At 70.1% G+C, this 15777-nt stretch carries 11 protein-coding genes; 6 read left to right on the top strand and 5 right to left on the bottom strand.

Annotated features, from left to right (window positions below):
* Nucleotides 1-158: 158 nt before the first annotated feature.
* Complete coding sequence (locus O4H32_RS02330; protein ID WP_269356307.1) at nt 159-773, top strand: LemA family protein; 615 nt, start codon at nt 159-161, stop codon at nt 771-773.
* Nucleotides 770-1711 carry a TPM domain-containing protein gene (locus tag O4H32_RS02325; protein WP_269356304.1) on the top strand — a complete coding sequence of 314 codons (942 nt, stop codon included), beginning with the start codon at nt 770-772 and terminating at the stop codon, nt 1709-1711. The genes O4H32_RS02330 and O4H32_RS02325 overlap by 4 nt, the downstream gene beginning before the upstream one ends.
* Nucleotides 1712-1733: 22 nt before the next feature.
* Here the strand turns inward: O4H32_RS02325 and O4H32_RS02320 are convergent, their stop codons facing one another.
* From O4H32_RS02320 to rpoN, 3 genes are read right to left on the bottom strand one after another with little or no spacing between them, the layout of a single operon-like run.
* Nucleotides 1734-3239: a GTPase/DUF3482 domain-containing protein gene (locus tag O4H32_RS02320; protein WP_269356303.1), complete on the bottom strand. Its 1506-nt coding sequence runs from the start codon at nt 3237-3239 to the stop codon at nt 1734-1736.
* On the bottom strand, nt 3232-4626 hold the full coding sequence (locus O4H32_RS02315) for a DUF2868 domain-containing protein (protein WP_269356302.1): 1395 nt from the start codon (nt 4624-4626) through the stop codon (nt 3232-3234). Before O4H32_RS02315 ends, O4H32_RS02320 begins: the two co-directional genes overlap by 8 nt.
* A gap of 60 nt (nt 4627-4686) precedes the next feature.
* The gene (gene rpoN, locus O4H32_RS02310) at nt 4687-6039 is read right to left on the bottom strand and encodes an RNA polymerase factor sigma-54 (protein ID WP_269356300.1); all 1353 of its coding nucleotides are present in this window, start codon (nt 6037-6039) and stop codon (nt 4687-4689) included.
* A gap of 34 nt (nt 6040-6073) precedes the next feature.
* On the opposite strand from rpoN, the gene O4H32_RS02305 reads away from it, so the two are divergent.
* The 3 genes from O4H32_RS02305 to leuA all read left to right on the top strand — a co-directional run bounded on the left by O4H32_RS02305 (nt 6074) and on the right by leuA (nt 11005).
* A complete protein-coding gene (locus O4H32_RS02305) occupies nt 6074-6616 on the top strand; it encodes a hypothetical protein (RefSeq protein ID WP_269356298.1) in 543 nt (180 codons plus the stop codon).
* A 68-nt stretch (nt 6617-6684) separates the two neighbouring features.
* Entirely contained in the window at nt 6685-8985 is a 2301-nt protein-coding gene (locus O4H32_RS02300; RefSeq protein ID WP_269356296.1) for a heavy metal translocating P-type ATPase, read from the top strand.
* Between the two features lie 316 nt (nt 8986-9301).
* The gene (gene leuA / locus O4H32_RS02295) at nt 9302-11005 is read left to right on the top strand and encodes a 2-isopropylmalate synthase (protein ID WP_269356294.1); all 1704 of its coding nucleotides are present in this window, start codon (nt 9302-9304) and stop codon (nt 11003-11005) included.
* Between the two features lie 153 nt (nt 11006-11158).
* Here the strand turns inward: leuA and O4H32_RS02290 are convergent, their stop codons facing one another.
* Nucleotides 11159-11476 (bottom strand): hypothetical protein, encoded by a 318-nt coding sequence (locus O4H32_RS02290; RefSeq protein ID WP_269356292.1) that lies wholly within the window; start codon nt 11474-11476, stop codon nt 11159-11161.
* A gap of 42 nt (nt 11477-11518) precedes the next feature.
* The gene (locus O4H32_RS02285) at nt 11519-11863 is read right to left on the bottom strand and encodes a DUF1840 domain-containing protein (RefSeq protein ID WP_269356290.1); all 345 of its coding nucleotides are present in this window, start codon (nt 11861-11863) and stop codon (nt 11519-11521) included.
* A 93-nt stretch (nt 11864-11956) separates the two neighbouring features.
* Here O4H32_RS02285 and O4H32_RS02280 point away from each other — a divergent pair, with 93 nt between their 5' ends.
* Nucleotides 11957-15748 carry a DUF6531 domain-containing protein gene (locus O4H32_RS02280; protein ID WP_269356289.1) on the top strand — a complete coding sequence of 1264 codons (3792 nt, stop codon included), beginning with the start codon at nt 11957-11959 and terminating at the stop codon, nt 15746-15748.
* Nucleotides 15749-15777 lie beyond the last annotated feature (29 nt).

The raw sequence follows: 15777 nt of genomic DNA, 5'->3' as shown, positions 1-15777 counted from the left end.
CGAGGCCGACGTATGAAGAATGTCAGGAAGGGATGCCGCCGACGACGCAAATACCCGCCGGGGGCCAAAAGAAGTCGCACGGCGACTGGTAGGCCGCGCGAAGCCAGTTATTATAACGTGACTTCCGCCCCGCGCGGGGCGTTCCACGGGAGCCCCGGATGTTACGACGTTATCTGCACCTGGCTGCGCTGGCAGCCCTGACGCTGCTGCTCTCGGGCTGCGGCTACAACGAGATCCAGCGCCAGGACGAGCAGGTCAAGGCGGCCTGGTCCCAGGTCCTGAACCAGTACGAGCGCCGCGCCGACCTGGTGCCCAAGCTGGTGTCCTCGGTCAACGCCTACATGGTCAACGAGCGCACTGTGCTGCGACAGGTCACGGAAGCGCGCGCCCGGGTCGGCCAGATCCGCGTCAGCGCCGACGACCTCGACGATCCGGCCCTGATAGCCCGCTTCGAACAGGCGCAAGGCGCGCTGTCCTCCAGCCTTTCGCGCCTGCTGGCGGTCTCGGAGAACTATCCGCAGCTCAAGAGCGACGGCCTGTTCCGCGACCTGATGACGCAGCTCGAAGGCACGGAAAACCGCATCTCGGTGGCGCGCGAACGCTACGTCGGAGCGGTGCAGGCCTACAACCTGACGATCCGCCAGTTCCCCACCCTGATCACGGCCCGGATGTTCGGCTATCAGCCCAAGGCCCAGTACGGCCTGGACAAGGCCGACACCGTCACACGCGACCCCGAGGTGAAATTCGACCTGCCCCCGGAGCGGACCCAATGAGCCCGCGCCGCATGCTGGCCAACGGCATGCTGGCGCTCGGCCTGATCATCGGCGCGGGCATGCCGCCCGCCGGCGCCCAGGCCCATGCCGCCACGCCCGCCCCCGCGCCGGACGCGGGCGCCACCGTCGCCGTCCCGGCCTGGACGGGGCCGGTGATGGACCTGGCCGGCGTCCTGACGCCGGAACAGATCGGAACACTGACTGGGCAGGTCCGGGCTCTGGAAAAAACGCACGGCTCGCAACTCTTCGTGCTGCTGGTACCCACCACCGGCGGCGAGGCCATCGAGCAGTTCGCGCGCCGGGTCTTCGATCAATGGGGCGTGGGGCGCAAAGGGATCGACGACGGGGTTCTGCTGCTGGTGGCCGTGCGCGACCGCCGCCTGCGCATCGACGTCGGCTACGGGCTCGAGGGTGCCGTCACGGACGTGGACGCCGGGCGGATCATCCGCGAAAGGATCACGCCGCGCTTTGCGCAAGACGACGTCTACGGCGGGGTGGAGGCCGGGGTCTCGGCCCTGTCGGGCCTGATCGCGGGCGAACCCCTGCCGCCGCCCGCCCCCCCGGACGAAGGCGACGGGCTCGACGAACGCGTGATGTTCCTGCCCCTGACGTTCTTCGCCCTGGTGATGACGCCGCCCATCGGCGCCCTGCTGATGGGCGGCTTCGTGTTCGTGTTGACCGAGAGCCTGCTGTGGGCCGGACTGGGCGCGCTGGCCGGGCTGGCGCTGGGCATCCTGGGCCGGGTGCTGGGCATCCCCGAAAAGCTCGCGCGCGGCCGCGGAGGCCGTGGGGGTGGCCGGGGAGGCGGAGGAGGCGGCGGCTTTGGTGGAGGTTTCGGCGGCGGAGGCGGAGGTGGCTTCGGCGGAGGGGGCGGAGGATCCTCGGGCGGCGGAGGGGGCGGCCGGGGGGGCGGCGGAGGCGCGTCCGGCGGCTGGTAAACCGCGACCCGGGTCAGGACGGCTACAGCGCAGCGAACAACGCCCGGGCCATGGCGCCGACCAGGGCCTCGCGCCGGGTGTCGGGCGCGGGATCCTCGCCGATCGAGGACCATTCCGGATGTCCCCGCGCCTCATCCAGCATGCGCTGCACGTCGGGCGGCAACCGCCGCAAGGGTTCGGGCGCGGGTTCGGGCGCGGGTTCGGGCGCCGCCTCCGCGTCCTCGCCTTCGGGCAAGTCCCGCGCACCGGCATCCGACGCCGACTCCGGCTCGACGGGCTCGGGCGGCGCCATCCGCGCCAGCACATCGCCATCGATGGGCCGCATCGCGGCATGGCCCCGGCATTCCAGCGCCCGCACCAGCGCCAGCTGGCGCAACCCCAGCAGGTGCAGCACGGGATCGTCCACCGTCATTTCCGTATTGCCCGCCAACCGCCCCACCAGGCGCTTGCCCCACTGGCTGGCGCCCTGCCAGGCGCCCCCGATGGCGGCCCCCAACAGCGCGGCCGCGCCTAGGCTGAGACCTCCGGTCAGCACATCGATGGTGGCGCCCGCCATAGCGCCGGTGGCCATGCCCTTGCCGATCTGAATGCCGAACGTGCGCAACGCCTGGGGATTGAACAGATCCATGCCCCAGCGTTCGCCCTCCAGCGGCAGCGGGTGGTGGGGAAACGTCGTCTTGCTGAAGCGGTAGCGCTTCAGCAACGCGTGCACGCAATCCTGTTCCCGGTCGCGGGTGCGCTTGCGCAGCCCCAGGGTAATGGCGGCCATGTCGGTCGGTTCCTGGGAGCAGGGCAGCCGCAACGCGGCCGCGTCCACCAGCAATTCGGCAATCAGGCGCGTGGCGTCCTGCAGCCGGCGCAAGCGCTGCTGGCCCAGGTCGGTGCGCAGGGTCTGCAAGGCGGCCGCGTGATGGTCCAGCATCAGCGCCAGGCGGTCCAGCAACTGCCCCTCGCCATCCAGCGCGGGCGCCACGGTATCGAAGTCCACCGTGGCATGCAGTCCCAGCCTGGCCAGCGCGTCGCGCCAGGCTGCCGTATCCGACTGCGCCGAGCGGGTGAAGTTCAGCACCGGCAGGATGGGCCGGCCGCAAGCGGCCAGCAGCATCAGTTCGTCGCGGTGCTTGGGCAGGACCGGATCCCGGGTATCGATGACATACAGGGCGGCGTCGGTCTCCAGCACCGTGGCCAGAACCCGGCATTCCTGCTCGAAGCGGCCTGCGGACTCGGGACTGTCGAGCAGCGCGCGGATGCGTTCCGGGCCGTCATGTCTTTCATGGGGCGGGCACAGCCGGTCCAGATAGTCCAGGACGCCCATGGCGTCCTCCAGGCCCGGCGTATCGCGCAGGATCAGGATGGCCTGGCCGGTCTCGGTCAGCAGCTGGGCGCTTTCGACGTGGCGGGTGGTGCCGGGACGGTCCGCGACCTCGCCGAAGGACTCGTCGCGCAACAGCGTGCGCAGCAGCGAGGTCTTGCCGGTATTGGTGTGGCCGACGACCGCCAGGTCGATGGGGTTCGAAACGTCAGTCATGTCGGAGCTTTCCGATGTGTTCGAGCCAGCCGCTCAGGCTGGGGATACTGGAAACGGCGTGTTGCGAAAGAATGTCCTGCCAGGCCCGCACTCGCGGCGGCGTCCCCCCGAGGCACAGGGCGCTCAGGTCCGGGCAGGCGCGACGCAGTTCGTCCAGCCAGGCGGCGGCGCCCCGATCCGGGGTCAGGCGCGCGTCACAGACGAACAGCAGATGCGCGGGAGGGTCGTCCAGCAGCGTGCGGATGCGGGCGCGGTCCTCGCGACTGTCGCAGCGCCCCAGATCCGCCACGCCGGCCGGCAACCCATCCGGCGGCCAGGCCAGACCAGGCCCCAGTTCGTAGGCCAGCACCGCCGCCCGGCCGCCGGCGGACGCGGCAGGCGCAACGGGATCGGCCAGCCCTTCGGACGCCGGCGCGGGCCGGTCGATGCCCAGCGAGGCATGCGTGGGCAGCAGACGTTCGCGCAGATCCAGCCAGCCCGGCAGGCCCGGGTCGACAGCCAACCCGCCCAGCCGGCGTCGCAAGTGCAGGACGCAGGCCGACAGCGCCAGCAGCCGTGGCAGCAGTCCCCAGGCGACGACGCAGCCGATCAGCCACAGCGACCAGTCGGCCTGGACGCCGGCCGCCAGCGGCCTGGGACCCAGGCTGGCGGCGATCTGCGCATCGTCCGGCGCGGGAAAGCCCAGCAGTCCCGGCAGGAAACCCAGCACCCGGGTCGCGCCGACGAAGGCTTCCGGAGAAAGCAGGGTGGTTTCCCAATGAAAAGTATAGCGACGCGTACTCAGCAACAGGACCAGCGTGGGCACCGCCCCCAGGAAGGCGGCTGTCCAGGCCCCGTGGCTGATCAGCCCGATCGCGGACTTCCAGGCCCGCGCCCGTCCCAGCAGGGACAGAAAAGCCTGTGCCGCCAGAGCGGCGTCCGGCCCCCGGACCAGGCGTCGCGTCAGCCAAAGCCACAACCGCGACAAGGCGGTCGCATCGGGCAGGCCCGGCAACCAGCCGGCCAGCCAGATCATGAAAGTGAGCGCATGCAGGCCCAGCAGCCCGAGCAGGGCCAGCGCCAGATTGACCTCGACCGCCCCCAGGACGGCGGCTGCCGTGCCGATGCCCGCCAGGCAGGCGCACAGCCACAGGACGGCCAGTGCCCAGCGGGCGCCGACGGACCATTGAATCAGGCGTTCATGCAGATCGCCGTGTTCGGCCAACCAGGCGGCCCGCGCAAGGATCCGGCGCTGGAGATCCGCCGGCCCGCGCAAGGCGGCCTGGCAGGCGGCACGATCCTCCAGCGGTCCCCAGTGCGCTTCCCGCAGGCGCACGGCCTCGGCCTGCCAGTACTGGAGCAGAGGAGCGGCGGCTTGGCTTGCGGAGGAAGGCGGACGATTCCGCATAGGGAAACGGGCGATTGAAAACAGGATGATACCGAGTTTTACCTGAATCGGGCGCGGCCCTCAGGCGCCAGCGGGTCCGCGCGCCTTGCGCATGCTGGCCGGCGGCACGCCCATGGCCTCGCGGTACTTGGCCACGGTCCGCCGGGCGATCACCACGTTCCGGTCGGCCAGCAGTTGCGCCAGCCGCATGTCGGACAGCGGCTTGCCGGCCGGTTCCGATTCGAGCATCGCGCGCATCAGCGCCTGCACGGCCAGGGCCGAAGTCTCCTCGCCCGAGCGGGTCTGCACCACCGTGCCGAAGAAGAACTTCAGCTCATGCACGCCCCAGGGGGTCTGCGCGTACTTCAGGCGCGTGGCGCGGGAAATCGTCGATTCGTGGAGTTCCAGCGCCTGGGCGACCTCACGCAAGGTGAGCGGCCGCAACGCCGCGACGCCGGATTCCAGGAACGCCCGCTGGTGTCGCGCAATGTACTCCGCCACCCGCAGGATCGTCTGCCGGCGCTGATCCAGGTTGTGGATCAGGCTGCGCGCCTGGCGCACCCGGTCCCGCAGTTCGGGCGACAGATCCTGGCCCGTCAGCCCGTCAGCCAGTTCGGGACTCAGGCGCACGCGGGGTTCGACGGCTGGATTGAGACTCACCCGCCAGCCGTCCGCCGCCCGATGGAACAGCACATCGGGCACCACGTAGTGAATGGGATCGGTCTGCCAGGCGCCCGCCGGCCGGGGGTTCAAACGCCGCAGCGCCCGGTGGGCGGCGTCCAGCAGCGCCCGGTCGCAGCCCAGCGCCTCGCACAGGCGCCCCCAGCGGCCCGCACCCAAATCCTCCAGGCGCTCCGTCAGCAGGCGGGCGCAGGCCAGCACATCCTCCGGCCATTCGTCGGCGCGCGCCCGGAGTTGCAGCCTCAGGCATTCGGGCAGATCGCGCGCGCCCACCCCGGGGGGGTCGAAGGACTGCAACAAGCGCAGCGCCATGCGCCATTCATCGTCCTCGACTCCCAGATCGGGCGGCAATCCGTCGGCCAAGGCGGACGGATCGAATTCCAGGTAGCCGCGCTCGTCCAGTTCTCCCATCAACCGGACCACCAGCAGGCAGTCGCGCTCGGTGGCGCGCGTGGCGTGCAACTGCTGCAGCAGGTGCTCGATCAGACTGGGCGGCTGCCCGGGCTCCGGCAGATCATCGGGCAGGACGGCGCGCGCGGGCTGCGACCACAGGCGGTCCAGCCGTTCGGCCTGGGCCGCCGACTCGGGCTCCGGCTCGACGGTCTCGAGCAGCGGATTGTCGGCCAACGCCCGGGCGATCTCCTGGTCCAGCTCCTGGGACGAGCATTGCAGCAGGGCGAGCGCCTGACGCAACTGCGGCGTCAGCGTCAAATGCTGATGCTGGCCCAGATCCAGGGAGGGTTGCGCGCGCATATTCAATCTGAGAGACAGGCCCTAAAATACGATCATGAAACCAGAACGAAACGAATCCTCCAGCCGTCGGGACCACGCGCTGCTGCGCAAGACCCTGCTCAAACTCACCGCCACATCGCGGATCCTTTCGGCCGCCCTGGTCGTGGTGGTCGTCCTGATCTGGTATGACGCGCTGAACCGGCTGCTGGCTTTCGGCAACGGCATCGATTATGCCGGAAACCGTATCGTGGGGGCGGAGGCCACCGCCCTGCTGCAGCGCTACAACCCCTACTTCTGGGGCGCACTGGTCACGCTCGGCTCGCTGCTGCTGGCCTACCTGACCTGGATGGTCGTGCGCGCGATCCTGGCGCGCGCACGCCTGCGGCCCGTCGATCCGGCATCCTTCCAGCAACTGGCCGACCAGCTCTCCGGCGCCTCGCTGGACGTGCTGCTGTGGGCCTGGCAGACCCGCGACGAACCCCTGCGCGTGGGCGATCTGATGACGACCCGGGACGAACTGGCCGCCGGCCGCGCCGGTCGCCTGCACCGCGCAGCCGAACAGCTCGCCATCCTGGAAAATGCCCGCCAGCGGCAGTGATGCCCACCGGCAAGGCGGACGCCGGATCATCGCATTCAAGCCTCGTCGGACCTGACGCCTCATGTGCCATGAACCGTAGCTGGCTCGCCGCCCTGATTGTTTTTCTTTTCTGTCTCGCAGGGCTGCTGGGCGGTGGAGTCCTTTGGCTGGCGGGTTCGCCTGAATCGGCATCCTGGCTCTGGATGGCCGGCGGCATTCCCGCCCTCATCGACCTTCTGCACAGGACATGGGGCGCATTGCGCAGACGCGAAGCCGGCGTGGACGTGCTGGCATTGATATCGATCGCCGGCGCGCTGCTCATGCAACAGGCGCTTACCGCATCGGTGATCGCCGCGATGCTGGCCAGCGGCCGATTGCTCGAAAGCTTCGCCGAGCGCCGTGCGGGGCGCGAAATGTCGGCCCTGCTGGGCCGCGCTCCGCGCAGCGCCCGCTGCTATCGCAAGGGCGCTCTGGTGGAAGTGCCGTTGGACGAGATCGTTCCGGGGGATCGCTTGCTGATACGTCGCGGCGAAATCATCGCCGCGGACGGCACGACGATCACGGAGCACGCCGTCTTGGACGAGTCGGCGCTCACGGGTGAAGCGCTGCCCGTGACATACCGCGGCGGCGACCCGGTGCGCAGCGGCAGTATGAACGCCGGCGATGCCTTCGAAATGGTGGCCACGGCAACCGCCGCAAACAGCACGTTTTCCGGAATCGTGAAGCTCGTCGAGGCCGCGCAGCACTCGAAGGCGCCGGCCGCGCGGCTCGCCGACCGTTATGCCCTGTGGTTCGTCCCGCTCGCGCTGGGCCTGTCCGGGGCCGCCTGGCTGTTCAGCGGCGATCCCTTGCGCGCGTTGGCCGTGGTGGTCGTGGCCACGCCCTGCCCCCTCATCCTCGCCGTGCCGGTCGCCGTCGTGTCCGCCATTTCGCGCTGCGCGCAGCGCGGCATTCTCGTCAAGGGCGGCGGCGCGCTGGAAGCGCTGGCGTCGGCACGCAATTTGTTCTTCGACAAGACGGGAACCCTGACGGGCGGACAGGCCAGGCTGATCCGCATCGACAGGACGGGTGCGGCCGCCAGGATCGACGACACGGAACTGCTCCGACTGACGGCTTCGCTCGAACAAATGTCCCACCATGTCATCGCGGGCGCAGTGGTCGCCGCGGCACGCGCGCGATCCATTCCCCTCGGCGTGCCGGACGAGGTCAGCGAAATCCCGGGCGCAGGCGTGAGCGGCACCCTCGACGGGCAACGTCTCTTGGTCGGCACGTACGACTATGTGACACGCGGGGCCGAGGTGCCGGCGCCGGTCCGCGACCTGCTCGACCGCACCGCCGTCGAGGGCACGGCGGCCGTCCTGGTGGCCGTGGACGGGCGGTACGCGGGCACGTTGCTGATGGCCGACGCATTGCGCACAGAGGCGCCCAGGGCGCTGCGCCTGTTGCGCAAGACGGGAGTCCGGCGCATCGTGATGCTGACCGGGGATCGGCGCGAGGTTGCGGAGACGATCGCCGTCGGCCTGAACATCGACGAGGTGCTGGCCGAGCAGACGCCCGCGGACAAGCTTGCCGCGATCACGGCCGCCCGCGAGTCCGGCCCCACGGTGATGGTGGGCGACGGCGTGAACGATGCGCCGGCCCTGGCGGCGGCAACCGTGGGCGTGGCCATGGGCGCGCGCGGCGCCACCGCGTCGGCCGAAGCCGCCGGCATCGTGCTGCTCGCGGACCGTCTCGACCGGCTCGCCGAAGCGCTGCACATCGCGCACCAGGCGCGCCGCATCGCGCTGCAGAGCGTATTCGCCGGCATGGGATTCTCGTTGCTGGCCATGCTGGCCGCCGCCTTCGGCTTCCTGGCGCCGCTCTATGGCGCACTGGTACAGGAAGCCATCGATGTGGCGGTGATCATCAATGCGCTGCGCGTGTTGCGCATCCGTCCCCTGCGGGCCGCGCGCCATCGCCTGGCGGCCGCGGACGTGGAGCGGCTGCGCGCCGAACACCAGCGGCTGGCGCCCGTGCTCGATCATCTCGACACAGCCATCGGCCGTCTCGCCTCGATGCGCCCCCATGAAGCCCTGCCGGCGTTGATGGCGCTCGACACGATCTTGCAAGAACAGTTGCTGCCCCACGAAAGCGCGGATGACCGCGACGTGTATCCGGCCATTGCCGGGCTGCTCGGCGGCGACGACCCGATGGCGGCGATGAGTCACGCCCACCGAGAGATATTCCGTCTGCACCGGTCTTTCAGCGCCGGCATCGCACGCCTGAAAACACAGCCCGCGGACACGGCGCTGCTGCACGAGCTGCAGCGCGGCCTGCACGCGCTGGACGCCATCCTGCGCCTGCACTTCGCGCAAGAAGAAGAAATTTACCAGAGCGTGACCGAGGACTGACCCCCGGCTTCGTGCGCGTCGATACCTGGCGGAACGTGGCATCTGCGCCTCACCCGCCGGTCTGTCACTTGCAAAAGCATCGAAAATATGTTCGACTTCAAATTATGAACTCCACGCGCGCTTCCTTTCCTGGCTCCCGGCGGCTCTCCGCTGTCGGGCGCGCGCGTCCGTCGTTCACCTCTGTTCTGTCGGGTCTACTGCTGCTAGCGATCGGTTGCCGGGCCTAGCGCCGCGTGGCAGTTCGGCAACCTGTTTCGCCACACCCTCGCGTTTCCGCGCCCGTGATCCGGGCGCACCCATCCAGACAGGTACCGACATGATCAAACATCCCGCCGACAAATACGTCCCGTTCGCCCCGTTCACGCGCGACTTCGCTGAACGCACCTGGCCCAGCCGCCGCATTTCCGCCCCCCCGATCTGGATGAGCACCGACCTGCGCGACGGCAACCAGGCGCTGATCGAACCCATGAGCGTGGAACGCAAGCTGCGCCTCTTCGAACAATTGCTGAAGATCGGCTTCAAGGAAATCGAGGTCGGCTTTCCGTCCGCGTCGCAGACCGATTTCGACTTCGTCCGCAAGCTGGTCGACGAAAAGCGCATCCCGGACGATGTCACCATCATCGCCCTGACCCAGGCGCGCGAGGACCTGATCCAGCGCACGGTCGAGGCCTGCGCGGGCGCGAAGCACGCCATCATCCACCTGTACAACGCTTGTGCGCCGGCCTTCCGGAAAATCGTCTTCCGCATGAGCCGCGACGAGGTCCGCGCCATCGCCGTCGAAGGCACCAGGATCGTCAAGGCCGAAGTCGCCAAGCACCCGGAAACCCACTGGCGCTACGAATATTCGCCGGAAGTCTTCAGCACCACCGAGCCCGATTTCGCGCTGGAGGTCTGCAATGCCGTGGTCGACACCTGGCAACCGACCGTTCAGGACAAGATCATCCTGAACCTGCCGGCCACGATCGAGGCCACCACGCCCAATCTGTACGCCGACCAGATCGAATGGATGCACAACAACCTGGCGCAACGCGACAGGATCGTCCTCAGCGTCCACCCCCACAACGACCGTGGCACGGCCGTGGCCGCCGCCGAATTCGCCGTCATGGCCGGCGCCGACCGGATCGAGGGGTGTCTGTTCGGCAACGGCGAGCGTACCGGTAACGTGGACCTGGTCACCCTGGCGCTGAACCTCTACACCCAGGGCATCCACCCGGGCCTGGACTTCTCCGACATCGACGAGGTCCGCCGCTGCGTCGAATATTGCAACCAGTTGCCCGTGCACCCGCGTCATCCCTACGCCGGCGACCTGGTCTTCACGGCCTTTTCCGGTTCGCACCAGGACGCCATCAAGAAAGGCTTCGCGGTGCGCCAGGAAGGCACCGTCTGGGAAGTCCCCTACCTGCCCATCGACCCGGCCGACCTGGGCCGCAGCTACGACGCGGTCATCCGCGTCAACAGCCAGTCCGGCAAGGGCGGCGTGTCCTTCCTGCTGGAACAGGAACACGGCCTGGTCCTGCCGCGACGCCTGCAGATCGAATTCAGCCGCGCCATCCAGCGCGTCACCGACGAGACGGGCCGCGAGGTCACGCCCAAGGACGTGTTCGAGGTCTTCTCCAGCGAATACCTGGACCGCGAGGCGCCGATGAAGCTGATCCGTCACCGCATCACCGGCAGCCCCAAGACCACCGGACAGAAGCAGTTCATGATCGAAGCCGAGCTGGAAATCGACGGCGAGGTCCGCCACCTGTCGGGCCAGGGCGACGGCGCGATCTCGGCCTTCGTCGCCGCGCTGGGCATCGAGGCGCGCGTGATGGACTACCAGGAACACGCCATCGGCACCGGCACCGACACCCGCGCGGCGTCCTACATCGAGATGCGCATCCAGGATTCGGCCAGCGGCTACGGTGTCGGGATTCACGAGGACATCGTGACCTCGTCCTTCCTGGCGATCCTGAGCGCGGTCAACCGCCATGCCGCGGCGGGCGGCAGCATCCAGCCGCGCGCTTCGGTCGCCGCCTGATTGCCGATGTCATGCGAGACGGGCGCCCCATGCGGGACGCCCGTCATTAGAACCCAGGCGCCAGCGGGCGGCACCATCCCCGCATCCCGGGGACTCACCTGGCACCACGAGCGCCCGCCTTGCCGGACCCCGTCCCACCGGACGGGGTCTTCGTCAATACACGATCGCCAGCCCCGGCAGGTCCACCGTCACCCGTGACTTTTCCAGCGCCTGGACGGCGTGGCCGGCGAATTCCCGCGCCAGGTCGGGCTGCGAAGACAGCCGGTTGTAGCCCAGGCTGTCGGCCACGCCCAGGATCTTGTCCAGCAACAGAACCTTGCCGCTGACCCGCAGGGGTTCGCAGCCCAGGGATTCCCAGGTCCGTTCGAACCAGTCGCGGGCGGCACGCGCCCGATCGGCGTCCACCAGCGCGTCGACGGACAGCTCCAGTGAACGATGGGCATCGAAAATCACGATCACATGACCCTGCATGGGGACTTCTCCGTGTAAAGGGGACCTCTGAAAGGCGTGAATTTACCAGGAGGGCGCGGGTTCCCACGTGACGTCCTCGCCCTTGTCGCGGGCCAGGCGCAGCATGGTCAGCAGCGGCCAGGCCCGGCGACGCATGCCGACCGGCTGGGCGATGGGATGTTCGACCGTTTCGTCGTGATCGCCGGAGGCGTCGTCATGTCCGGGGTCGGCCGCCACCAGCGCCTCGATGCCGGCGATGGCCTTGTCCAGTTGCGCCCGGGTGATGACGCCGCGTTCCGGCAGGGCGGGGGTATCGAAGGTCTTGCCGGCGGCCACCAGAATGGGCCGGGCATGCTGGGCGAACATCAGGACTTCCGCCGCGGATTTCGATTGAAACAAAACAAGCATGGTGGGTTTCCCGCAATGGACACATTCATACACTAACCGATCTTCAACCCCCTGCCAAGCGACACAATGAACGGCTCGACAGGAGGTTCCCGCATGCCCGAAACCCTTGCCCGGCGCCGCTTGCCGATCTGGCTGGCCGGCCTGCCGCTGGCGATCGCACCCTGGCCCCCGCCGGCCCCCGCGCAGGCCGCCGCCCCCCTGATCTGCCCCGCGCCCCAGTCCCCGTCGCCCTGCGGCGCGGGCCCGTCCCGGGGACCGGCGGCCGGTCCCGTGCCCGATTCGGGCGCCGCCAACCCCGTGCATCTCGCCACCGGCGAGAAATTCCTTCGAGAAACCGATCTGCCCGAACCATTCGCGGGCGGCCATCCGTCTTTCATCCGCCTGTACCGCTCGGGATCCGCAGAAAACGGGCCGCTGGGCCGGGGCTGGACCAGCGAATACGACATCCGGCTGCGACCGGCGGCTCCGGACGGCTGGCACCTGGATCTGCCCGACGGCCGCCGCGTGCGCTTCGACGCCCGGGGCCTGGGCGCAGACCCCGCCGATGGCCGCGTCCTGGCGCCGGGCCCGGAAAGTGGCGCGCGCGCAGGGGACGCAACCGCGACCTGGCGGGGCGCCGATGGCGGCCGGCTGGTTTTCGACGCACGGGGCCGGCTGCGGACGATCGCCGCCCCGGGGCGGACGGACATCGTCATCGACCGCCACGCCGGCGGACCGCTGGACGGCCTGGTCCGGGAAATCCGGCGCGGCGCCGCCAAGCTGCGGCTGGCCTACGACGCATCGGGGCCCCGACCCCGCCTGCGCGCGCTGCACACGCCGCTGGGTGTCTTGCGCTACGAACACTCGCCCGCCATCGACGACGCGGCCATGGACACCGCCCAAACCGGCGCGGGCGGCGGCCCGATGCGGCTGACCGCCGTGCTTCGGCCCGATGGCATGCGCAAACGCTACCACTATGAGCCTGGCCGGCAGGCAGGCCACCCCGCCGCGATCACCGGCGTCACGCTGGAAACCGCCGACGGCAGGCGCTGGCGCGCGCGCAGTTGGACCTACGACGCGAGCGGCCGCATCATCCGTGCGGTCCCGGGCGCACCGGACGCCACGGCGGGCCGCCTGGACCTGAGCTACCCGGACGCCTCTCCGGGCATCGTCACGACCCGGATCCGCACGGCGGGCCGGGTGGCCGAGGTAGAGCACACCGTGCGCGGCGGCCGGACCGTGCCGCGCGCGGTGCGTTCGTCGGCCTGCGCCGGCTGTCCGATGGCCGTCCAGCACATCGGCCACGATGCCCAGGGCCGGTTGAGCGCCATCGGCGGCCTGCGCATCCGGCGCGCGCCGGACGGCCGGATCCGCAGCCTGACGCAGGCTCATGGCGGCTGGCCCGGCCTGCGCCTGGACTACGGATCCGGCGGCCGGGTGAAGCGCTGGTCCAGCCGGCTGACGGGCACGACCCGACTGACTTACGACCCGCAGGGCCGTCTGATCGGGCGGCGCCAGGCCGACGGCGGCCGTCTGGACGTCCTCCGCGACACCATCGGCCGCCCCGTGCGGCTGCGACACACGGCGCCGGGCCGGGCGCCGCTGGACATCCGTCTGCGCTGGCGGGGCGACAGGCCGGTCCGTCTGGCGCACCCCGGGGAAACCGAACACCTGGCCTACGACGGACACGGCCGGGTCACGGCGCGCACCATCCAACGACCCCATCCACGGGGCACGCTCGAGTATCGCGAACGGTTCGCCTACGACGCCCGGGGCCGGCTGGCGCGCCACGAACTGCCGGAAGGCGGCACGCTGCACTATGCCTGGTCCGCCTCGGGTCGCCTGAGCCGCCTGGACTGGGAGGCCGCCGATGGCGCGCGTCGCACCGTCATCGGCGCCGTCCCGGGTCAGGCCGGCTACCGCTACGGCAATGGCCTGTGGCTACGCACCGCCGCGGGGACGAGCGGGCGGGTCGAGACGCTGGTCCTGTCCGACGGGCCGCGCATCCTGTGGGGCGAACGCCGGGGCCATGACGCGCAAGGCCGGGTCGTGCGCCGAACCACGTTCCTGGCGCCCGCACACTGGCGACGCCAAGCCATGGCCCACGATGGGCAGGACCGGCTGATCGGCATCCAGGACGATGCGGCCCGGACCTGGCTGGCCTGGGACGAGGATGGGCGGCTGGCCGCCCGCCTTGACCGTGCCGCCTCCCCATCGGCCGCGACGGGCGCACAAACCGGAACCGCCCCGCCGACCGCGATTCCCCGCGACGCGGCCGGGCTGGCGCTGGCGGTCGACGGCAGGATGCTGCGTCACCAGGCCCAGGGCCGGGTGGCCGAGATCCTTGAGCACGGCCGGCCCCTGATCCGCTACGCCTATAACGCCCGAGGCCAGCGGATCCGGGGTATCCAGGATGGCCTGGAGACCGAGCGCTATTACGTCGACAACCGCCTGGCGGCGATCTGGCGGCGACCGGTACGGACTCTCGCGACACCGCCGACGCTTCCCGCCTTCGGTGTCACCCAGCGCTATCTGTACGCTCACGAGGTTCCGGTCGGCCTGCTGCAAACGGAGGCCGACGGACGCGTGCGCCTGATTTACCTGCACGCCGACCTGCTGGGCGCCCCCGTCCTGGCGACCGACGATGAGCGCTCGGTGCGCTGGGCCGCCGACTACGACGCCCTGGGTCGCGCGACCCGCCTGCGCGGCGACCTGGACCTGCCGCTGCGCAGGCCGGGCCAGGACGAGGACCCGGCGACGGGCTGGCACGACAATGTCTTTCGCACTTTCCTGCCCGGGCGCGGCCACTACCTGGAGCCCGACCCCCTGGGACCGCTGCCCGGCCTGCAGGCCCTGGGATACGCCGCCCAACAGCCCCTGCGCCATGTCGATCCGCTCGGCCTGATCCTGCTGGCCTTCGACGGCACGCGCTACGGACCGCGCAACCAGGGCAACGTCTGGAAACTCGCCCAGGCTTACGAAGACGGACCGGCCTATTACCATGCCGGTCCGGGGAACAGTTACTACACCGACTGGGACGCGGTCACCGCCTCCAGCAGCCGCCAGATCCTGCGCAACCAATGGCAGTCCCTGCTGAATGCGCTGGACCGTGCCCAGGGCGCCGCCACGCCCGTGCCCATCGACATCCTGGGCTATTCGCGCGGGGCGGCCCTGGCCCGCGATTTCGCCAACCGCATCGCGCGGCACACGCGCGAAGGCTGGTTTTCTTACGACGACCCGCTGCGCGGGACCATCGGCCTATGCGTCGACCTGCGTTTCCTGGGCCTGTTCGACACCGTGGCGCAATTCGGGCTGCTGGGCGCAGCCAATGCCGGCTTCGATCTGGGCATCGCCGGCGCCTGGCACTGGGTGGCGCACGCGGTAGCGCTGCATGAATTGCGCGCCCTGTTCCCCCTGGTCTCGGCGGCCGGCGACGCCGGCAACACGGTCGAGGCGCCCTTCATCGGCGCCCACGCCGACATCGGCGGCGGCCTGCTGCTGGACGAGCGGCAACGGCCGCGCCCGGACGGCGACTTGTCGGATGTGGCCTTGAACTGGATGCGCTGGCAAGCCCTGGCCGCCCTCGTCCCCCTGGCGGAACTGCCTGCTGACGACCGGACGGTGGCCAGCCCGCTGCTGCACGACGAGCGTGGTCCCGCTTTACGCCTGCTGGCGGGCGACCGGACGCTGCAGGACGCCGCCGCACGGACGATCGGCCCCCAGGGCGCGGATGCCCGCCTGGGCGACACCCAGCGGCGGATCGTCGAAGCCTTCATCCGCCGCGCCGACACGGTGGACGGCGACCGGGGGTCAGTGGCCGGCAGTGTGGACATGGCGGCCTACGGCGCCTGGCTGGAGGCCGAACTGGGGCTGCCCGGCATGGCCGCCCCGGCACGGCAGCCCTGAAATCGGGCTATCATTTCGGGATACCCTCA

The sequence above is a fragment of the Castellaniella denitrificans genome, from assembly GCF_027214045.1.
In the GTDB taxonomy this organism is placed as follows: domain Bacteria; phylum Pseudomonadota; class Gammaproteobacteria; order Burkholderiales; family Burkholderiaceae_B; genus Castellaniella; species Castellaniella denitrificans_A.
Note: the sequence above shows the minus strand (reverse complement) of the source record. Positions and strands in the feature narration are given on the sequence as shown.

Excerpts from the sequence above, each read along its gene's own strand:
- O4H32_RS02330 (WP_269356307.1), top strand. The coding sequence starts at position 159 with ATGTTACGACGTTATCTGCACCTGGCTGCGCTGGCAGCCCTGACGCTG.
- O4H32_RS02325 (WP_269356304.1), top strand. The coding sequence starts at position 770 with ATGAGCCCGCGCCGCATGCTGGCCAACGGCATGCTGGCGCTCGGCCTG.
- O4H32_RS02320 (WP_269356303.1), bottom strand. The coding sequence starts at position 3,239 with ATGACTGACGTTTCGAACCCCATCGACCTGGCGGTCGTCGGCCACACC.
- O4H32_RS02315 (WP_269356302.1), bottom strand. The coding sequence starts at position 4,626 with ATGCGGAATCGTCCGCCTTCCTCCGCAAGCCAAGCCGCCGCTCCTCTG.
- rpoN (WP_269356300.1), bottom strand. The coding sequence starts at position 6,039 with ATGCGCGCGCAACCCTCCCTGGATCTGGGCCAGCATCAGCATTTGACG.
- O4H32_RS02305 (WP_269356298.1), top strand. The coding sequence starts at position 6,074 with ATGAAACCAGAACGAAACGAATCCTCCAGCCGTCGGGACCACGCGCTG.
- O4H32_RS02300 (WP_269356296.1), top strand. The coding sequence starts at position 6,685 with ATGAACCGTAGCTGGCTCGCCGCCCTGATTGTTTTTCTTTTCTGTCTC.
- leuA (WP_269356294.1), top strand. The coding sequence starts at position 9,302 with ATGATCAAACATCCCGCCGACAAATACGTCCCGTTCGCCCCGTTCACG.
- O4H32_RS02290 (WP_269356292.1), bottom strand. The coding sequence starts at position 11,476 with ATGCAGGGTCATGTGATCGTGATTTTCGATGCCCATCGTTCACTGGAG.
- O4H32_RS02285 (WP_269356290.1), bottom strand. The coding sequence starts at position 11,863 with ATGCTTGTTTTGTTTCAATCGAAATCCGCGGCGGAAGTCCTGATGTTC.
- O4H32_RS02280 (WP_269356289.1), top strand. The coding sequence starts at position 11,957 with ATGCCCGAAACCCTTGCCCGGCGCCGCTTGCCGATCTGGCTGGCCGGC.